The organism is Pseudomonas sp. Pseusp88 (genome assembly GCF_047303955.1).
Taxonomy (GTDB): domain Bacteria; phylum Pseudomonadota; class Gammaproteobacteria; order Pseudomonadales; family Pseudomonadaceae; genus Aquipseudomonas.
Window position 1 is genome coordinate 249,682 of record NZ_JBGLYM010000004.1, and the last position, 15,174, is coordinate 264,855.

General features: G+C 58.4%; 17 protein-coding genes. 8 read left to right on the forward strand and 9 right to left on the reverse strand.

Going from position 1 to position 15,174, the window contains the following annotated elements; translation table 11 throughout:
* The first annotated feature begins 2 nt into the window (after positions 1-2).
* From cyoC to cyoE, 3 genes are read left to right on the forward strand one after another with little or no spacing between them, the layout of a single operon-like run.
* The gene (gene cyoC, locus ACCD02_RS07755; RefSeq protein WP_413300055.1) at positions 3-626 is read left to right on the forward strand and encodes a cytochrome o ubiquinol oxidase subunit III; all 624 of its coding nucleotides are present in this window, start codon (positions 3-5) and stop codon (positions 624-626) included.
* Positions 627-959 carry a cytochrome o ubiquinol oxidase subunit IV gene (cyoD, locus tag ACCD02_RS07760; protein ID WP_259105932.1) on the forward strand — a complete coding sequence of 111 codons (333 nt, stop codon included), beginning with the start codon at positions 627-629 and terminating at the stop codon, positions 957-959.
* A 10-nt stretch (positions 960-969) separates the two neighbouring features.
* Entirely contained in the window at positions 970-1,857 is an 888-nt protein-coding gene (gene cyoE / locus ACCD02_RS07765) for a heme o synthase (protein WP_259105931.1), read from the forward strand.
* A 164-nt stretch (positions 1,858-2,021) separates the two neighbouring features.
* On the opposite strand, the gene ACCD02_RS07770 is transcribed toward cyoE, so the two are convergent.
* Positions 2,022-3,542, reverse strand: coding sequence for a hypothetical protein (locus tag ACCD02_RS07770; protein WP_413300058.1), 1,521 nt, complete (start codon positions 3,540-3,542; stop codon positions 2,022-2,024).
* Between the two features lie 361 nt (positions 3,543-3,903).
* On the opposite strand from ACCD02_RS07770, the gene ACCD02_RS07775 reads away from it, so the two are divergent.
* The 4 genes from ACCD02_RS07775 (at position 3,904) to ACCD02_RS07790 (ending at position 8,577) form a co-directional block, all read left to right on the forward strand.
* Positions 3,904-4,803 carry a glycosyltransferase family 2 protein gene (locus tag ACCD02_RS07775; RefSeq protein ID WP_413300060.1) on the forward strand — a complete coding sequence of 300 codons (900 nt, stop codon included), beginning with the start codon at positions 3,904-3,906 and terminating at the stop codon, positions 4,801-4,803.
* Positions 4,804-4,832: 29 nt separating this feature from the next.
* On the forward strand, positions 4,833-5,474 hold the full coding sequence (locus ACCD02_RS07780) for a CatB-related O-acetyltransferase (protein ID WP_413300062.1): 642 nt from the start codon (positions 4,833-4,835) through the stop codon (positions 5,472-5,474).
* 184 nt (positions 5,475-5,658) lie between these two features.
* A complete protein-coding gene (locus tag ACCD02_RS07785; RefSeq protein WP_413300064.1) occupies positions 5,659-7,290 on the forward strand; it encodes a methyl-accepting chemotaxis protein in 1,632 nt (543 codons plus the stop codon).
* A gap of 267 nt (positions 7,291-7,557) precedes the next feature.
* Positions 7,558-8,577, forward strand: coding sequence for a branched-chain amino acid aminotransferase (locus ACCD02_RS07790; RefSeq protein ID WP_413300066.1), 1,020 nt, complete (start codon positions 7,558-7,560; stop codon positions 8,575-8,577).
* A gap of 66 nt (positions 8,578-8,643) precedes the next feature.
* Here ACCD02_RS07790 and ACCD02_RS07795 read toward each other — a convergent pair whose 3' ends face one another.
* Positions 8,644-9,399 carry a class II aldolase/adducin family protein gene (locus ACCD02_RS07795; protein ID WP_413300068.1) on the reverse strand — a complete coding sequence of 252 codons (756 nt, stop codon included), beginning with the start codon at positions 9,397-9,399 and terminating at the stop codon, positions 8,644-8,646.
* Positions 9,400-9,601: 202 nt separating this feature from the next.
* On the opposite strand from ACCD02_RS07795, the gene ACCD02_RS07800 reads away from it, so the two are divergent.
* The gene (locus ACCD02_RS07800; protein ID WP_413300278.1) at positions 9,602-10,300 is read left to right on the forward strand and encodes a Crp/Fnr family transcriptional regulator; all 699 of its coding nucleotides are present in this window, start codon (positions 9,602-9,604) and stop codon (positions 10,298-10,300) included.
* Between the two features lie 5 nt (positions 10,301-10,305).
* Here the strand turns inward: ACCD02_RS07800 and ACCD02_RS07805 are convergent, their stop codons facing one another.
* From ACCD02_RS07805 to ACCD02_RS07835, 7 genes are all read right to left on the reverse strand, one after another.
* Positions 10,306-11,298, reverse strand: coding sequence for an ATPase (locus ACCD02_RS07805; RefSeq protein ID WP_413300070.1), 993 nt, complete (start codon positions 11,296-11,298; stop codon positions 10,306-10,308).
* A 46-nt stretch (positions 11,299-11,344) separates the two neighbouring features.
* Positions 11,345-11,623: a type II toxin-antitoxin system RelE/ParE family toxin gene (locus tag ACCD02_RS07810; protein WP_413300072.1), complete on the reverse strand. Its 279-nt coding sequence runs from the start codon at positions 11,621-11,623 to the stop codon at positions 11,345-11,347.
* Complete coding sequence (locus ACCD02_RS07815) at positions 11,613-11,852, reverse strand: CopG family ribbon-helix-helix protein (RefSeq protein WP_413300074.1); 240 nt, start codon at positions 11,850-11,852, stop codon at positions 11,613-11,615. Before ACCD02_RS07815 ends, ACCD02_RS07810 begins: the two co-directional genes overlap by 11 nt.
* Positions 11,853-11,924: 72 nt before the next feature.
* The gene (locus tag ACCD02_RS07820) at positions 11,925-12,713 is read right to left on the reverse strand and encodes a transporter substrate-binding domain-containing protein (protein ID WP_413300280.1); all 789 of its coding nucleotides are present in this window, start codon (positions 12,711-12,713) and stop codon (positions 11,925-11,927) included.
* Complete coding sequence (locus tag ACCD02_RS07825) at positions 12,710-13,066, reverse strand: YceK/YidQ family lipoprotein (RefSeq protein ID WP_413300076.1); 357 nt, start codon at positions 13,064-13,066, stop codon at positions 12,710-12,712. Before ACCD02_RS07825 ends, ACCD02_RS07820 begins: the two co-directional genes overlap by 4 nt.
* Positions 13,067-13,348: 282 nt before the next feature.
* Positions 13,349-14,200 carry an urea carboxylase-associated family protein gene (locus ACCD02_RS07830; protein ID WP_413300078.1) on the reverse strand — a complete coding sequence of 284 codons (852 nt, stop codon included), beginning with the start codon at positions 14,198-14,200 and terminating at the stop codon, positions 13,349-13,351.
* A gap of 13 nt (positions 14,201-14,213) precedes the next feature.
* Positions 14,214-14,879 carry a GntR family transcriptional regulator gene (locus tag ACCD02_RS07835; RefSeq protein WP_413300079.1) on the reverse strand — a complete coding sequence of 222 codons (666 nt, stop codon included), beginning with the start codon at positions 14,877-14,879 and terminating at the stop codon, positions 14,214-14,216.
* Positions 14,880-15,174: the final 295 nt, after the last annotated feature.

Below are 15,174 nucleotides of genomic sequence, written 5' to 3' on the forward strand. Positions count from 1 at the left end.
ACATGTCGAACTTAGTAATGAACGCTGACGGCCACGCTCATGACGATCATGGTCACGATGATCATCACGACAGTGGTGGAATGACCGTATTCGGTTTCTGGCTCTACCTGATGACCGACTGCGTGTTGTTCGCGTCGATCTTCGCAACCTACGCGGTGCTGTCGAATAACTTCGCCGGCGGTCCGTCGGGCCATGACATCTTCGAGCTGCCGTACGTACTGGGCGAAACAGCGTTCCTGCTGTTGAGTAGTATCACCTACGGCTTCGCCATGCTGGCGTTGTTCAAAGGCAAGAAAAGCCAGGTGCTGGGCTGGTTGTTCATCACCTTCCTGTTCGGTCTTGGCTTCATCGTCATGGAGGTCAACGAGTTCCACAAGCTGATCTCCGAAGGCTTTGGTCCTCAGCGCAGCGGCTTCCTGTCGGGCTTCTTCACCCTGATCGGTACCCACGGTCTGCACGTGACCAGCGGTCTGATCTGGATGGCAATCATGATGTATCAGGTCTGGAAAAACGGCCTGACTCCAACCAACACCACTCGTCTGAGCTGCCTGAGCCTGTTCTGGCACTTCCTGGACGTGGTCTGGATCTGTGTATTCACCGTTGTTTATCTGATGGGGACCTTGTAAATGGCGAACCATGACGCTCATCACGACGACGCCAGCCATGGCAGCGTCAAGTCGTACGTAATCGGCTTCGTTCTGTCGATTATCCTGACCGCCATTCCTTTCGGCCTGGTGATGTACCCATCGCTGTCCAAGGCTGCGACGCTGTGGATCGTATTGATCTTCGCTGTGGTCCAGGTTGTGGTCCACCTGGTGTACTTCCTGCACCTGGACCGCTCGGCGGCTCAGCGTAACAACGTCACGGCGCTGGCTTTCGCAGCGCTGGTCATTGTCCTGCTGGTCGGTCTGTCGCTGTGGATCATGTTCAGCATCCACACCGAAATGATGGCGCACTGAGGAAAACCGCATGTCCCTGAAGCACTTTATCCAAATCACCAAACCGGGGATCATTTTCGGTAACGTGCTTTCGGTGGCGGGTGGCTTTTTTCTGGCTTCCAAAGGGCATATCGACTTCGTCGTGTTCCTGGCGGCAGTCATAGGCACTTCTCTGGTTGTGGCGTCCGGTTGTGTTTTCAACAACTGCATCGACCGCGACATCGACGTGAAGATGGAGCGCACGCGTAATCGTGTACTGGTTCAGGGTCTGGTTTCGGTGAAACTGGCCCTGCTCTATGCCACGGTACTCGGTCTTGGCGGCGTGGGCCTGCTGTACACCTACGCAACGCCGCTGGCGGCGTTGTTTGCGGTGATCGGTTTTGTGATCTACGTGGGCTTATACAGCCTGTGGCTGAAACGCAAATCCGTACACGGCACCCTCGTCGGCAGCTTGTCGGGGGCGATGCCTCCGGTGATCGGCTATGTCGCGGTGAGCAATCACTTCGACCTCGCGGCGCTGACCCTGCTGGTGATGTTCAGTCTGTGGCAGATGCCGCATTCCTACGCCATCGCGATCTTCCGCTTCAATGACTACCTGGCTGCCAAGATTCCGGTTCTTCCGGTTGAGCGCGGCATCCCGGTGGCCAAGCGTCATATCCTGATCTACATCCTGGCGTTCCTCATTGCCACACTGATGTTGACCTTCGGCGGCTATGCCGGCCTTAACTACCTGGCCGTCGCGGCAGGCATGGGCATGTACTGGTTGTACATGGCGTGGAAAGGCTACAAGGCTGTCGATGACACCGTCTGGGCACGCAAGCTGTTCGTGTTTTCCATCTTCACCATCACTGCCCTGAGCGTGATGATGTCGGTGGACTTTCAGGTAACCAAAGAGTTGTTGCTGACGTACGCACCGTAACCTGAAGCAGAAAGACCCAAGCCCCGTTCCTCGTTGAGGATCGGGGCTTTTTTGTGGTGCTTGGAAAACACCCTCGTCTGAATTGGAATGAAACCTGTAGGGGCTGCCGAAAGGCGCGAAAGCGGTGGTTCAGGCGAAACCTCGTTCGCAGCCTTCGGCAGCTCCTACAGGCCCGGATGCGTATCGGTATAGTCGAAATGAAAGCGTGCCCGCGGGACTTCCCTTTCATACGCCTGCATCACGCTCTTGAGCCTGTCCGCCGAAGCCTCATCGGTCGCATAGAACGCCACACTGTCGGCAGCGGCAGCGATTTTCGGTGTGCTCATCTTCAGCTCGCCAACCTTGATCCAATTGGCCGGGCGCTGCGGGAACCATTCTTCGTAGACCATTGCGTAGTGCACGCCTTTGCGCGTCATCAGTGCCTCTATCCAGCCAGGGCCTTGCTCCGTCTTGCGCAGCTTCAGGGCTTCAAGGCCGCCCAAGCCCCACAGATCGAGCACATAGTGCCGGTTATTCAGCGCCACCAGACCAAGGTCGTTGACCGCAACCGGCGCGTCCAGCCGATGGGCGATTTGCGCCATCGGGTATTGCTGGTTGTAGATCGCCGCCGAAGCCAGGGGCGTTGCCAGAGTGGTGTAGACCAGTTGGGCGAAGGCCACAGGCAATAGACCGAAGATCAGGGCGACGCTGCGAACCGGCAAATGACGCAAGCCCAAGTGGAGGAAGAACACCCCGAGAAAGCTCAGCCAGTAGATCTCGTAGCGGCCGAACCAGCCGAACTTGCCAAACAGCAGGTGCAGGCCAGTGACGCTCAACAGCAGCAATGCCAGAGGCTTGCGCCGCCCCAGCAGGCCGCAGGTGACTAACAGGGCAAGAATCACCCAACCGTATTTGTCGAACTGGTTGATGACGTTGCGCAGGATCGAGGCGAGCCCCGTGGTGTCTGACTTGGCAATGACCGAGGAGGGCAGATAACCCAGGCCCAGGTGTGCCAGAAATAGCGAGAATGCCCCCAGAAGCCCCACCAGCATTGCCGCGCAGCACAGCGAACGCGCGTATTCACCGCGATAGAACAGGTACAGCAGCGCTGGCAGAGAAACGGCCATGCCTTCATAACGCACCAGAGGCAGGAGCAGCAGCGCTGCATACAGGCCAAAGGCGCTGACCTCGGGATGCGCATACTCCTTGCGCAGTACGCCACAGGCAATCACCACCACCAGATAGACCTGCAGGCAATGCTCCATGCCGTTGAAGATCAGGCCGTAGAAGTTGCTGGCCAGGAGCCAGCCGCCAAGGATGATCAGCCGATAGACAAAGGTCAGTTCCTGCAGGCGCTGGCTGAGCAACGAAAACGTCAGCCAGGAAAACAGCAGGTTAAGAAGCAGCGGCACCCAGAGTTGTACGTTGCCCAAGGGCGTAAAGGGCGCCAATAGCAGCGGCCACAACATACTGGATGATGGCGCGGAGAATTCGTCGGGGTTAATCCCGTAATGGCCACTGAAGATCTGCCGGGCCAGGTCGATATGAATGTAAGGGTCATCTAGCGTGTAGATCAGTTGACCATGATTGATAACCAGTGCTGCCAGTAACAGTAGACCGACCGGCAGAATGAACAGCAGTGCGGTCAGTCGTCGGTCGACAGCCCTGGTTACGAGGGAGGATAAAGTGGGAATGCCTGCTTCCATGGCTTACTGACTCATCTGCGATGAAGTAACAGTGGGTGCCGTCCACGACGCGCACGTGAATCCTCACCTTAATAGAGTGATTTATTTAGTCAAATTAATGACTTTAATGGGTTTTTTTTAGAGCGCGTGATTTGCGTGTGTCAATTAAGTAACGCGCAGGCTTTGCAGCGACTGCAGCCCGCACAGAGTCGGGTATCCAGACATCCGATGGAATGTCGAATGTCGATTTTTTAGCTTTGGCATGGGATACAAACCATGACAAGAGATGGGTGCTTGCCTCATCATGTGTCTGGTTTGTAGGCAGATGGTAAGCAGATTTTGCCTTGGCCGGCCCCTTGGAAGGTTTTGATAACACTGAACTATGACTGAAGAACTTACTTCTATAAGAACGCGGGCCGATACACCGCCCCTGGTCTCTATCATTGCCCCTTGTTACAACGCCGAGAAATTTCTTGAGGGGGCGATTGCCAGCATCTTTGCGCAGAACTACGAAAACTTCGAAGTGATCATCGTCGACGACGGTTCGACCGATAACAGTTTTGCAATGCTCCAGGCCCTGCAAAAACACTATGCCTTCCAGCTTTATCGCCAGGAGAACCAGGGCGTCAGTGCGACCCTCAATCATGGGCTGCGCTATGCCAAGGGCGTGTATGTCGCCACGCCTGACCTGGATGACTTGATGTTGCCGGACTCGGTGCGGGTGCGCGCCGAGTATCTGGACACTCATCCGGACGTCGGTTGCGTCGGTGCGCTGATCATTTACATGGACAGCGAAGGCAACACCACCAAGTATCAGAAGCTCGACCAGATCAAACACCTGCATTTCGATGAGATCCTCAGTGATGCGGTGGTGGTTGGCGCGCCTGTGTCGCTGTACCGCATGGATGCCCTGAAAGCTGCGGGGTTCTATGACCCGAATATCAAGGTCCAGGACTTCCAGATCACCCTGAAGATCGCCCATCAGGGCTACGGCATCGACGTGCTGCCGATCAGCGTTACCCGCTACCGGCGTCACCCCAACAACCTGTCACGCAAGTACAAGGTCCTGCTCGACGCCGACTTGCAGACCATCGCCCCTTACAGCAGCCATCCGTCGTATCAGAGCGGACGCACGGCGATCCTCAACAAGGCGCTCAAGTACGCCGTGGTCGTGGACAAAAAACATGCCTGGAGCCTGTTGCGCTCCATTCCCATGCGGCAGTTCAACATGACCACCTTCCGCCGCTTCAAGCGCTTTCTGCTGCACCGCCAGGAAGGCTGAACGCCGGCGGCGACCGATACGGATACCCCATGAAATTCCTTGAAATGCTGAAAAACCGCGCCACCCGCAAACGTCTGCGGCGCATGGACAAACTGGAGCGGGCGCCGGAAAAGATTCGCCTGCAATATCCGCGTTACACCGTGGGCGTGGGCACTTACGGCATTCCGGAAGTGTTGGAGTTCGGCGACGACACCGTCCTGCGCATCGGTTCCTACACCTCCATTGCGGCGGGCGTACGCATTCTGTTGGGCGGCGAACACCGCACCGACTGGCTTACCACTTATCCATTCCCGGCCATGATGAAAGGCCTGGAGGACATCAAGGACTACGCCCCGAGCAAGGGCGACGTGGTGATCGGCAGCGATTGCTGGATCTGTGCCGGCGCCATGATTCTCTCTGGGGTGACCATCGGCCATGGCTCGATTGTCGCGGCCGGTGCCGTGGTTACCCGTGATGTCGCGCCGTTCTCAGTGGTCGGCGGCAACCCCTGCAAGTTCATCCGCTGGCGTTTCGATGAGGATGTGCGTCAGCAACTTCTCGATGCCGCCTGGTGGGATTGGCCCATGGACGAAGTCAAAGCCATTGCCCGCACGCTGAGTAGCAACGATCTGCCTGCAGTGCTGGAATACATCCGGATTCGCCAGGGCCAGCAGGCAGCCCTGCCGGTTTGATCCCCTTCCCCAGGTGGGAGCACCTCTGCTCCCGCTGCACCCTTGTATTCGAATCATTTCAATAACGACACAATTCATCTGTATGTTTCGGATGAAGTGATGGCCATTTAATATCATTTTAATTTAAGAAAAAACGATTAAGGCGTATATTTCGTGCTCTCAAAGCAAAAATAGGTCGCTTCTCATGAATCTGAGATCGCTGGACATCGCCCCACGTGCACTGGTCTGTTTCGGTTTCTTCGCGCTGCTGGTAGTAGCCCAAGGGTTGTTTTCGCTGCAGCAGTCAACCGACCTCAAAAGAAGTCAGGAGCGCGTCGAGAGCAATGTGCTGCCTTCGGTATCGGGCATTGATGATATTCGTGCCGACTTGATCAGCATGCGCCTCTACAACACCTCGTTACGCCTGGCCAAGACGCCGGAGAGTGACAGGGCTGTCAGCGCCAAAATCAGTCAGGCCAGGGCCGATTTGCAGACTCATATCGACGTGATGAAGCCCCTGTTGGACTCCGACGAAGGCAGATCCATCTTCAGTGAGATGCAAGCCGCAGTGACCAGTTACCTTGGAGTTCACAGCCGCTTTGTCGACGCTGCAAAGCAGAACCGCGATGATGTGGTCAACGCCCTGAGCGCTCCCGACGGCGAGCAGACGCAGGCCGCCAACCGTCTGGCCAAGGTCATCGAACGCGCCAGTGATCTGACCGATGCCAAAGCCGCCCAGGCTACGGCGGCCTCCACTGCCACTTATGAGCAGGCACGCGCTATCACCATCGTCGCAATTGTCGCCTCGCTGATAGCGACCTTGGTGCTGGCGGCCATGTTCACCCGCAGTCTCACGGCGCCCATCGCCAAGGCCCTGGCTGTGGCTGAAGCGATTGCCGACAACGATTTCAGTCGCCCGGTCGCGTCGGATGGCAAGGACGAAGCGGGGCGCCTGCTGACGGCCTTGAGCGTGATGCAGGAAAACCTGCGCACGACCATCTCTCACCTCGGTCATTCGTCCAATCAACTGGCCTCGACTTCCGAAGAAATGACTGCGGTTACCGAAGAGTCCCTGCGCGGCATTCAGCGCCAGAACGACGAAATCAATCAGGCCGCTACCGCTATCAACCAGATGAGCGCTGCCGTTGAAGAAGTGGCGCGCAATGCCGCCGAAGCCTCCACTGCCGCCAAGGATTCCAGCCAGTCGGCGGAGAAGGGCCGTCAGCGTGTTGCGGAAACGGTCACCGTAATCAACGAACTGCACAGCGCAGTCGGCGTCACGGCCACGGAGATCGACGGTCTGGCGGTGCAGGTACAAGGCATCAGCGGCGTGCTCGACGTGATTCGCGGCATTGCTGAGCAAACCAACCTGCTGGCCCTGAACGCGGCCATCGAAGCAGCACGCGCAGGCGAGGCCGGACGTGGCTTTGCCGTGGTTGCTGATGAGGTCCGTGCACTGGCCCATCGCACCCAGCAATCCACGGCGGAAATCGAGCAGATGATCACCTCGATCCAGGCCGGCACCGGCAAGGCCGTCAGCGCCATGAGCAGCAGCAGCGAACGGGCCAGGGCCAGCCTGCAGGTCGCCGAAGCCGCTGGCCAGGCTCTGATGGAAATCAATGCGGCCATCGTGTTGATCAATGAGCGCAACCTGGGCATCGCCTCGGCGACCGAAGAACAGGCCCAGGTGGCCCGTGAAGTGGACCGCAACCTGACCAGTATCCGTGACCTGTCGATGCAGAGCTCGGCGGCAGCCAACCAGACGTCGGCGGCCAGCAGCGAGCTGTCGCAACTGGCCGTGGGGTTGAATGAAGTGGTGTTGAAGTTCCGGGTCTGATTTGACCTCTGGCTTTTGCGCAGGATATTCCGCTCACGCTATCGCTGAGCAAACACAGCGCCCGTAGAAGCCGGTCCCAATTCAGCGAGCTGCGTTGTGTTGGAAAGATCCGGCGCTTTTTCCCGACCTTTGAGTCGTCTCTTTGCAGCGAATTTTTTCGTTACAGGTTATCTTGCTTGTTTGCGAGTACGCCGATGTCGGGTCGATCTGGCAGAATCGGTTCTTGGCCTGACTCAACCAGGCAATGGTTAAATCAAAGAGGGTGTTATGGGTCACGAAAGCATCAACTGGGACACATTGGGTTTCGACTACATCAAGACGGACAAGCGTTACCTGTCGCACTGGCGTGATGGCGCGTGGCAGGAAGGTACCCTGACCGAAGACAACGTCCTGCACATCAGTGAAGGGTCTACCGCGTTGCACTACGGCCAGCAGTGCTTCGAGGGCCTCAAGGCCTACCGCTGCAAGGATGGTTCGATCAACCTGTTCCGTCCCGACCAGAACGCCCAGCGCATGCAACGCAGCTGTTCGCGTCTGTTGATGCCTCACGTGCCCACTGACATGTTCATCGAAGCCTGTAAGCAAGTGGTCAAGGCCAACGAGCACTTCATTCCGCCGTATGGTTCCGGTGGCGCGCTGTATCTGCGTCCGTTTGTGATCGGTGTCGGCGACAACATCGGCGTGCGTACTGCCCCTGAGTTCATCTTCTCGATTTTCTGCATTCCGGTCGGCGCCTACTTCAAGGGCGGCCTGAAGCCGAACAATTTTGTCATCTCCAGCTACGACCGCGCCGCGCCAAACGGCACCGGTGCCGCCAAGGTCGGTGGCAACTACGCCGCCAGCCTGATGCCAGGTTCCGAAGCCAAGAAAAACAGCTTCGCCGACTGCATCTACCTGGACCCGCAGACCCATTCGAAAATCGAGGAAGTCGGTTCGGCCAACTTCTTTGCCATCACCGCTGATGGCAAGTTCGTTACGCCGAAGTCGCCGTCCGTACTGCCAGGCATCACCCGTCTGTCGCTTATCGAACTGGCACAAAGCCGCCTGGGCCTTACAGTCGTCGAAGGCGACGTGTTCATCGACAAGATCGACGAATTCAAGGAAGCCGGGGCCTGCGGTACTGCTGCGGTCATCACCCCGATCGGCGGCATTTCCTACAAGGACAAGCTGCACGTCTTCCACAGCCAGACTGAAGTCGGCCCGGTCACCCAGCGCCTGTACAAAGAGCTGACCGGCGTACAGTCCGGTGACATCGAGGCGCCAGCGGGCTGGATCGTCAAGGTCTAAGAATGGCCCTTGTTGCTTGACTGTGGGGCCGGCTTCAGCCGGTCCCACATGCTTTTCATCTACCGCTCAATTGCAGTAATCACTCCCTATCCGTTCCAGCTTGCGCAGCAGCGCCGGCCATACGAATTCCCCGCCCTGACCTTCGGTCTGCACTTTCATGACGTGGGCAACGCCTTCGACTATCGCGTCATGCACATGGGTCAGCTCGCCGCCGGCCTGAGCCGATAGCTGAATCTGGCAGGTGCTCTCGAACAGATACATCGCCAGAAACGCCTCGGCAATCGAACGCCCCACCGTCAGCAGTCCATGATTGCGCAGCATCAGGAAATTCGCCGTGCCCAGGTCGGCCTGCAGGCTGACGCGCTCCTCATCACGAATCGCCACGCCTTCGTAATCGTGGTAACCCAGGGACGCCAGGACAAAGGTTGACTGCTGGGAAATCGGCAACACGCCGCACTTCTGCGCACTCACGGCAATCCCGGCGCGAGTGTGGGTGTGCAGCACACATTGGGCGTCCTCCCGGGCGGCATGAATGGCGCTGTGAATGACAAAACCGGCACGGTTGACGTTGAAGGGGGAGTCATTGAGCTTATTGCCCTGCTGATCGACCACGATCAGTGATGAGGCGGTGACTTCCTCGAAGAGCATGCCGTAGGGGTTGATCAGGAAACGGTGATCATCACCGGGCAGGCGTGCGCTGATATGGGTGAAGATCAGGTCGGTCCAGCCATGCAGTGCGACCAGGCGGTAGCAGGCGGCCAGATCGCAGCGGATTTTCCATTCTTCGGGGCTGACCTGGTCTTTGAGTGAGGGAATATTCATCAGGGGGGCCTTTTTATTGTTATTGGGGAAGCACATTTCCTGTAGGAGCTGCCGAAGGCTGCGAATGGATTTATCTGACAGATCGATTTCGCAGCCTTCGGCAGCTCCTACAAGGGAGGCGTTGCTCATGGCAAGACTAGCCTTTTGTATCCCCCCACACTGCAAGGTATCTTGCATTTCCCGGTCAGGAGACAGCGTGAGCATGGATATCCAGCAACAGATGAGCCGCCACTCCTGGTTCGCCGGATTGAGCGCCCATCTTCAGGGTGAGTTATTGACCAACAGTCGCCTGCAACGCTTGGGCGTCGGTGAGTTTCTGTCGCGTCAGGGCGACGTATCGGGCTGTTTCTATGGCCTGGTCCAGGGCACGCTGAAGGTCTCGACCCTGCGTGAAGACGGGCGCGAGGCGATCCTGACCCTGTTCGAAGCCGGCAACTGGTTTGGCGAAACTTCGCTGCTCGATGGTTTGCCGCGCATCCATGATGTCAGTGCGATTACGGCGGCCGAGGTATTGTGCGTGGATCCGCCGGTCTTTGATCGACTGATGCTCCATGCCGGTTTTGCTCGCGCCGTGGCCCTGTTACAGGCCATTCATACCCGGCTGGTCTACACCATGCTTGAGGATGCGATGCTGCGTTCGACCCGCGCGCGCATTGCCCGGCGCCTTGAGCACCTGGCCCGGGGTGATGCGACCCTGGCCGCCAGTGAGCGTCAGGTACTTAACGTCACTCAGGACGAACTGGCCATGATGCTCGGCATTACCCGCCAGACGCTCGCCCTGGAGCTCAAGGCCATGGCCGCCGAAGGCGCGGTGGTGCTCAGGTACGGCAAGGTGGAAATCGCTTCGTTAAGTGCGCTCAAGGCAACGCAGGCTGGCGAAATCAGACGCCGTCCAGATTGAACAACTTATTTGCGAGATGGGACACCAGCGTCGCCCGGCGTCTTTTCCGGCCCCAGTACGATCGCCAGATGGCGCAGATCCTCTACTTCCACACTGATGCTCTTGCCCGATGGGCTCAGCGCCAGTTTGCCCAAAGCATACAGCGTGAAGAATTTCACCTCGTCGGCATGGCTGAGCAGTTCACCGAGGTAGCGGCTGGAGCGATAGGCCTGCATCTGCGCGGGTGACACATAGAGCGTCACCTGTTTGCCGTTCAGGCGATCGAAGAATTTGAACTTGAAGCCTGCACCATAGCGCTCGACCAGGCCGCCGCCGTAGACGATCCTGCCGCTGTCACCCACCTGTGCGTATTTGATGTGGCGAAAGTACGAACGCAAAGTCATCTCGCCCTGGCCGGGCACCCGCAGTTTCAACAGGTTGAAATCTTCTGCCGTTAACTGCGCCTTGGCCTGACGGTAGGCATCCACCAGACGTTCGAGATTACTGGTGCGGGTTTCGCTGCGGATCGGCGTTGCGCCCGGCGCTTTTTCTTCGACTTTCAATTCCGGGCCGGGCCTGGCTTCGGCGAGCCCCTGCTTCGCAATGACAGGCTCCTTGTCCTTGGCAGGCGGACGAATGGTCGGGTCGAACACGTCGATATAGTCATCGAGCTTACGCCGGGCCTTGCGCAGACGCGCCTCGCCTTCGGTCTCGTTGGCAGGGGCGGGGGCTTCTTCCGGCGCGTCGACATCGACCCACTCGCAAGCTGGGTCATGTTCATAGTGTGGATTGGCGCGGAAGTGCGCAGCAACGAAGGTCGGGTTGTCCTGGGGTTTGACGTCATAACGCACCCCGGTGATCTTCGCGCCCAACGCCCGACAGGCCTCGCTGGAACAGAGAAACTCAAAGCGCTGGCGGGGCGGCTCCTGAGAAAAATACTCACGCCGTGCCGTCGTAATCGACAACTCCCGTTGCAACTCGACGCAAAAGGCGCGGGTGATGGTTTTGCTGGTTTTCACAATGGGCTCCGTTCCCTGCCAAGCGTAGGAAGAACCTTATCACTGGCTAGAGATTCAGTGCACGGCGCGTATGAAGGATCCGCAGCACTTGCAGGCGACCTTGGCGCACACGGTAGGGAATCAGATAGGGCCGGTCGATTACTGTCCACTCGCGAGTGCCGACAATTCGCCCCTCGCGGCCTTTCTCGGGCAGGCGCGCCAATTGCTCCACGCGGTATTTGATCGCCGCGACAAACTCCGCCGCCGCCCGAGGATTGTCCCGGGCCAGATAGGTCGCTTCTTCGTGGAGATTGTTCAGCGCGGTTTGCAGCCACTCAACGCGCATTGTCCAGCCACTTTTCCATGACCGCGCTGACTTCGGCTTCGCTGGCGAAGTCCCCTGCATCGGCTTCCGTGAGGGCTTTTTCGATCTGCGCGACCTGCCAGGCTTCCCTGGCCAGGTACTCGCGCAGCGCCTCCACGGCATGAAACGACTTGCTACGCCCGGTGGCCTTGGCCAGGGCCGCCAGCAGCTCGGACAGATCATCCGGCAGGCGCAGGGAGAGCATTGTCATACCTCATCCTCCAGTGTAATCAGATGTAATACACCGTAGTACAAGGTCACACAATGTGCGACAGACCGGGGTTTATTCCCCCGGCACCGCCAGCCATTCGCCGACCACTTTTTGATAGGTGCCATTGGCTTTACTCAGGTGCAGCCATTGATCGACATAGCTTTTCCAGGCCATGTCGTCACGCGGCAGCAGGTAGGCCTTTTCGCCGTACTGCATGTATTTGCTCGGGTTTACCGCACACAAGCCGGGCAGGCGCTTCTGCTGATAGAGCGCTTCGGACGCGTCGGTGATCATCACGTCGGCCTTTTTATCCAGCAGTTGCTGGAAGATCGTCACGTTGTCATGCAAGGCCAATTGCGCCTTGGGCGCATAGGCATGGACAAAGGCTTCATTGGTACCGCCGGCCGGTTCAACCAGGCGCACTTCGGGGCGATTGATCTGCTCGAGGGTCTGGTACTGCGCCTGTTCTTCACAGCGCACCAGAGGAATCTTGCCGTCGATATCCAGCGTGTTGCTGAAGAAGGCCTTCTTCTGCCGCTCCAGGCTCACGGAAATACCGCCCACGGCGATATCACACTTGCCCGTGAGGAAGTCCGGCATCAGGGTTTTCCAGGTGGTAGGCACCCACTGCACTTTCACGCCGAGGCTCTTGGCCAGGTTGCGCGCCATCTCGATATCGATGCCTTCATATTCGCCGTCCGGACGCAGGAACGAATACGGCTTGTAGTCCCCTGTGGTGCACACGGCCAGTTGGCCCTGTTGCTGGACGCTGTCCAGATGGGAGGTGAATTCCTGGGCATGGGCGAAGCCGCCACCGGCCAGTAGGGCGAGGGTCAGGGTCAAACGTTGCATGGTTTTCAGCTCTCTCTTTTCCAGGTGCGGCGGCTGATTTCGATACTGCCATCAGTGGATTGGCGGTAGAGGGTGTAAGGCAGGACAACGGTGTCCAGGACGCCGGAAGCGGCGGCATCAATGAACAGGATCGGAAACGCGGAGCTACCGGATGATACGGTGCTTCTACTGTTGCTTGCAGGCTCGCCATAGAGCATGCAGAAGTCGAATATCACGCCGCTGTAGACCCGCGGCACAGCACCACAGGAGGAACCCTGATCCAGCAGATAGTTACTGGTCTTGATATCTCCCATGTACACCGTGACGATGTTGCCGCATGCGCTCAGGGCGAGAGTCAGGGCCAGTATGGCAATGTGTTTCATGATCAGCGTCCTTGCGAAAGCAGGCAGCATAAGGCCTCTATCAGTGCATGGCCAGCAAACGGTCTGTACGAATTGTGGGAGTGGATTTATCGGCGAAAAGGCTGGTGCATCCGATAAATCTCCATCGCTCGGAATACCGCTTTCGCGAATGAATTCGCTCACAGTAGCGCGTGCATATCGTCGGCTCTGTGGGAGCGGATTCATCCGCGAAGGGGCTGCTCTGGCTTTACAGAAAACATGGAATCTCCCACAATGGCTCCCTCTAGTGGTCCTGTAAACGTGTCAAACCTCCCACTCGGCCCTGGCAATATGCAACCCATGCAGGCCTTTGTAAGCCGCGCGCTCAGGCTGCTGCCAACCCCGCAATAGCTCGTCATCAAGCTGATAAATCTCCACCCCCAGCGGGCGGCAGACGCTCAGCGGGTCCTGCGCATCCGGCCCCCACATTGGCAGCGACAGGTCGCCGCCGGGGCAGGTGGAGAGGGCGCAGAGCAGGTCGATTTCGGCAAAGAACTCCAGGTAATCGCCCTGTTTGGCCGGGCAGGCTTTCATGAAGTACATGTCGTCATGGTTCAGGCCGGTGCACTGGAAGATATTCAGCACGTCATGCACATCGAACTCGGTCAGGCCATGGGGCAGTACGGCGCGGGTCAGGTTGGAGTGGCAGTGATGGTGAAAGTCCTCGCCGGTCAGCATGCGGTTCACATAAGGATCACAACGGGTGCCGAGCAAGTCATGCAGGCGGCCGCCGTGTTCGTCGATGCCATACCCGGCCAGGCTGTCGTCGGTGATGGTGACCAGTGGGCGCAGAAACGGCAGGTTCGACCACAGGCGGTCATAGGTCGTGACATGGGCGCCCTGCAACTGCCGGGTGCGCGCCGCCCACATGCGCTCGCGCGGGTCGTTGGCGTTCCACACGTTGAAGTCGCCGACCTGTGGCCCGACCGGCGTGGTCACGCGAAACACATGGCCGGCGGGGACTTTCCAGGCCCGACCGGTACGGATCGGCACCTCGAATTGCTCGATCAGCGTGCGCTGGGCCTTGCCTTCGCGCACACGGTCGTAGAACGCCTGATCGACCTGCAGGGCGCTGCCCTTGCTGACCTGGTAAGCGGCGGGATAGTCCTTGTACATGGTGAGTCCTCGTTCAGGGTTTGGTGGCGCGGCTGAATACATCCAGCAACTCGCGTTCGGAATCTTTGAGATAAAGGCGCAGGGCCTCATGGGCGTCCTGCCGACGACCTTCGCCGAGCAGTTGGTGAATCTGTCGGTCGCGCTCCAGCCACGGCTTCTGAAAGCGTTCTTCGCTGCTGGCACTGGAAAACACCAGGCGTAACTGGGCGGCGACCTGAGTAAAGAATTCGTCGAACAACGGGCTGCCCAACAGGCCGACAATATGTTGGTGAAAGCGCAGGCTATGGGTGCCGAAGGCCTGCCAGTCCTCGCGCTCCCGGGCCAGTTCGGCGGCCTCAATGGCATCGCCCATCAGCGCCAGTCGGGATGGCTGCAGCGCCTGACTGCCTGCCAGCGCGGGCAGTTCCAGGGTACGGCGCACCTGGAAGATATCCCGCACATCCGCAACGCTCATGCGCCGCACCATCACACCCTTGTTGCGCACATAACGCGCCAACCCTTCGCGGCCGAGATGATGCAGCGCTTCGCGTACGGTATTGCGCGAAGCGTTGTAGGCCTTGACCAGCTCACTCTCGACCAACGCCATGCCAGGCAACAGCCGCCCGCCGATAATGTCGGCACGCAACTCCATGGCAACGCGGTCGGCCAGGGACAGATCATTTTCCGGGGCAGGGGGCATAACGAGGTTCCCACAGATTGTTCAACAACTCGGTGGGTAAACAATAGCGGGAAGCGTGCCAGTTTGAGCGAACACCGCAGAATCGGTGGAGCGAGCGGGCGGCGATCCGCTTTGCCAGCGAATTGCCTGGCTCGGTATGTCAGGCAGGACGCCCCCTGGGTAGGAGCCAACTCGTTGGCGAGCGCAGACGCTCGATATGCCAGGCACGGCGCTCTGCGAACAAGTTCGCTCCTGCCTTTCGAAGCCAGTTAAGAAAAAATCGGCAAAACCACCATTTATCAAGATTTTCTTTGTG

What these genes read in the sequence shown, in the direction of transcription:
- cyoC (WP_413300055.1), top strand. Translation starts at nt 3, where the DNA reads ATGTCGAACTTAGTAATGAACGCTGACGGCCACGCTCATGACGATCAT.
- ACCD02_RS07775 (WP_413300060.1), top strand. Translation starts at nt 3,904, where the DNA reads ATGACTGAAGAACTTACTTCTATAAGAACGCGGGCCGATACACCGCCC.
- ACCD02_RS07830 (WP_413300078.1), bottom strand. Translation starts at nt 14,200, where the DNA reads ATGTACAAGGACTATCCCGCCGCTTACCAGGTCAGCAAGGGCAGCGCC.
- ACCD02_RS07780 (WP_413300062.1), top strand. Translation starts at nt 4,833, where the DNA reads ATGAAATTCCTTGAAATGCTGAAAAACCGCGCCACCCGCAAACGTCTG.
- ACCD02_RS07800 (WP_413300278.1), top strand. Translation starts at nt 9,602, where the DNA reads ATGGATATCCAGCAACAGATGAGCCGCCACTCCTGGTTCGCCGGATTG.
- ACCD02_RS07810 (WP_413300072.1), bottom strand. Translation starts at nt 11,623, where the DNA reads ATGCGCGTTGAGTGGCTGCAAACCGCGCTGAACAATCTCCACGAAGAA.
- ACCD02_RS07835 (WP_413300079.1), bottom strand. Translation starts at nt 14,879, where the DNA reads ATGCCCCCTGCCCCGGAAAATGATCTGTCCCTGGCCGACCGCGTTGCC.
- ACCD02_RS07785 (WP_413300064.1), top strand. Translation starts at nt 5,659, where the DNA reads ATGAATCTGAGATCGCTGGACATCGCCCCACGTGCACTGGTCTGTTTC.
- ACCD02_RS07770 (WP_413300058.1), bottom strand. Translation starts at nt 3,542, where the DNA reads ATGGAAGCAGGCATTCCCACTTTATCCTCCCTCGTAACCAGGGCTGTC.
- ACCD02_RS07790 (WP_413300066.1), top strand. Translation starts at nt 7,558, where the DNA reads ATGGGTCACGAAAGCATCAACTGGGACACATTGGGTTTCGACTACATC.
- ACCD02_RS07825 (WP_413300076.1), bottom strand. Translation starts at nt 13,066, where the DNA reads ATGAAACACATTGCCATACTGGCCCTGACTCTCGCCCTGAGCGCATGC.
- cyoD (WP_259105932.1), top strand. Translation starts at nt 627, where the DNA reads ATGGCGAACCATGACGCTCATCACGACGACGCCAGCCATGGCAGCGTC.
- cyoE (WP_259105931.1), top strand. Translation starts at nt 970, where the DNA reads ATGTCCCTGAAGCACTTTATCCAAATCACCAAACCGGGGATCATTTTC.
- ACCD02_RS07795 (WP_413300068.1), bottom strand. Translation starts at nt 9,399, where the DNA reads ATGAATATTCCCTCACTCAAAGACCAGGTCAGCCCCGAAGAATGGAAA.
- ACCD02_RS07815 (WP_413300074.1), bottom strand. Translation starts at nt 11,852, where the DNA reads ATGACAATGCTCTCCCTGCGCCTGCCGGATGATCTGTCCGAGCTGCTG.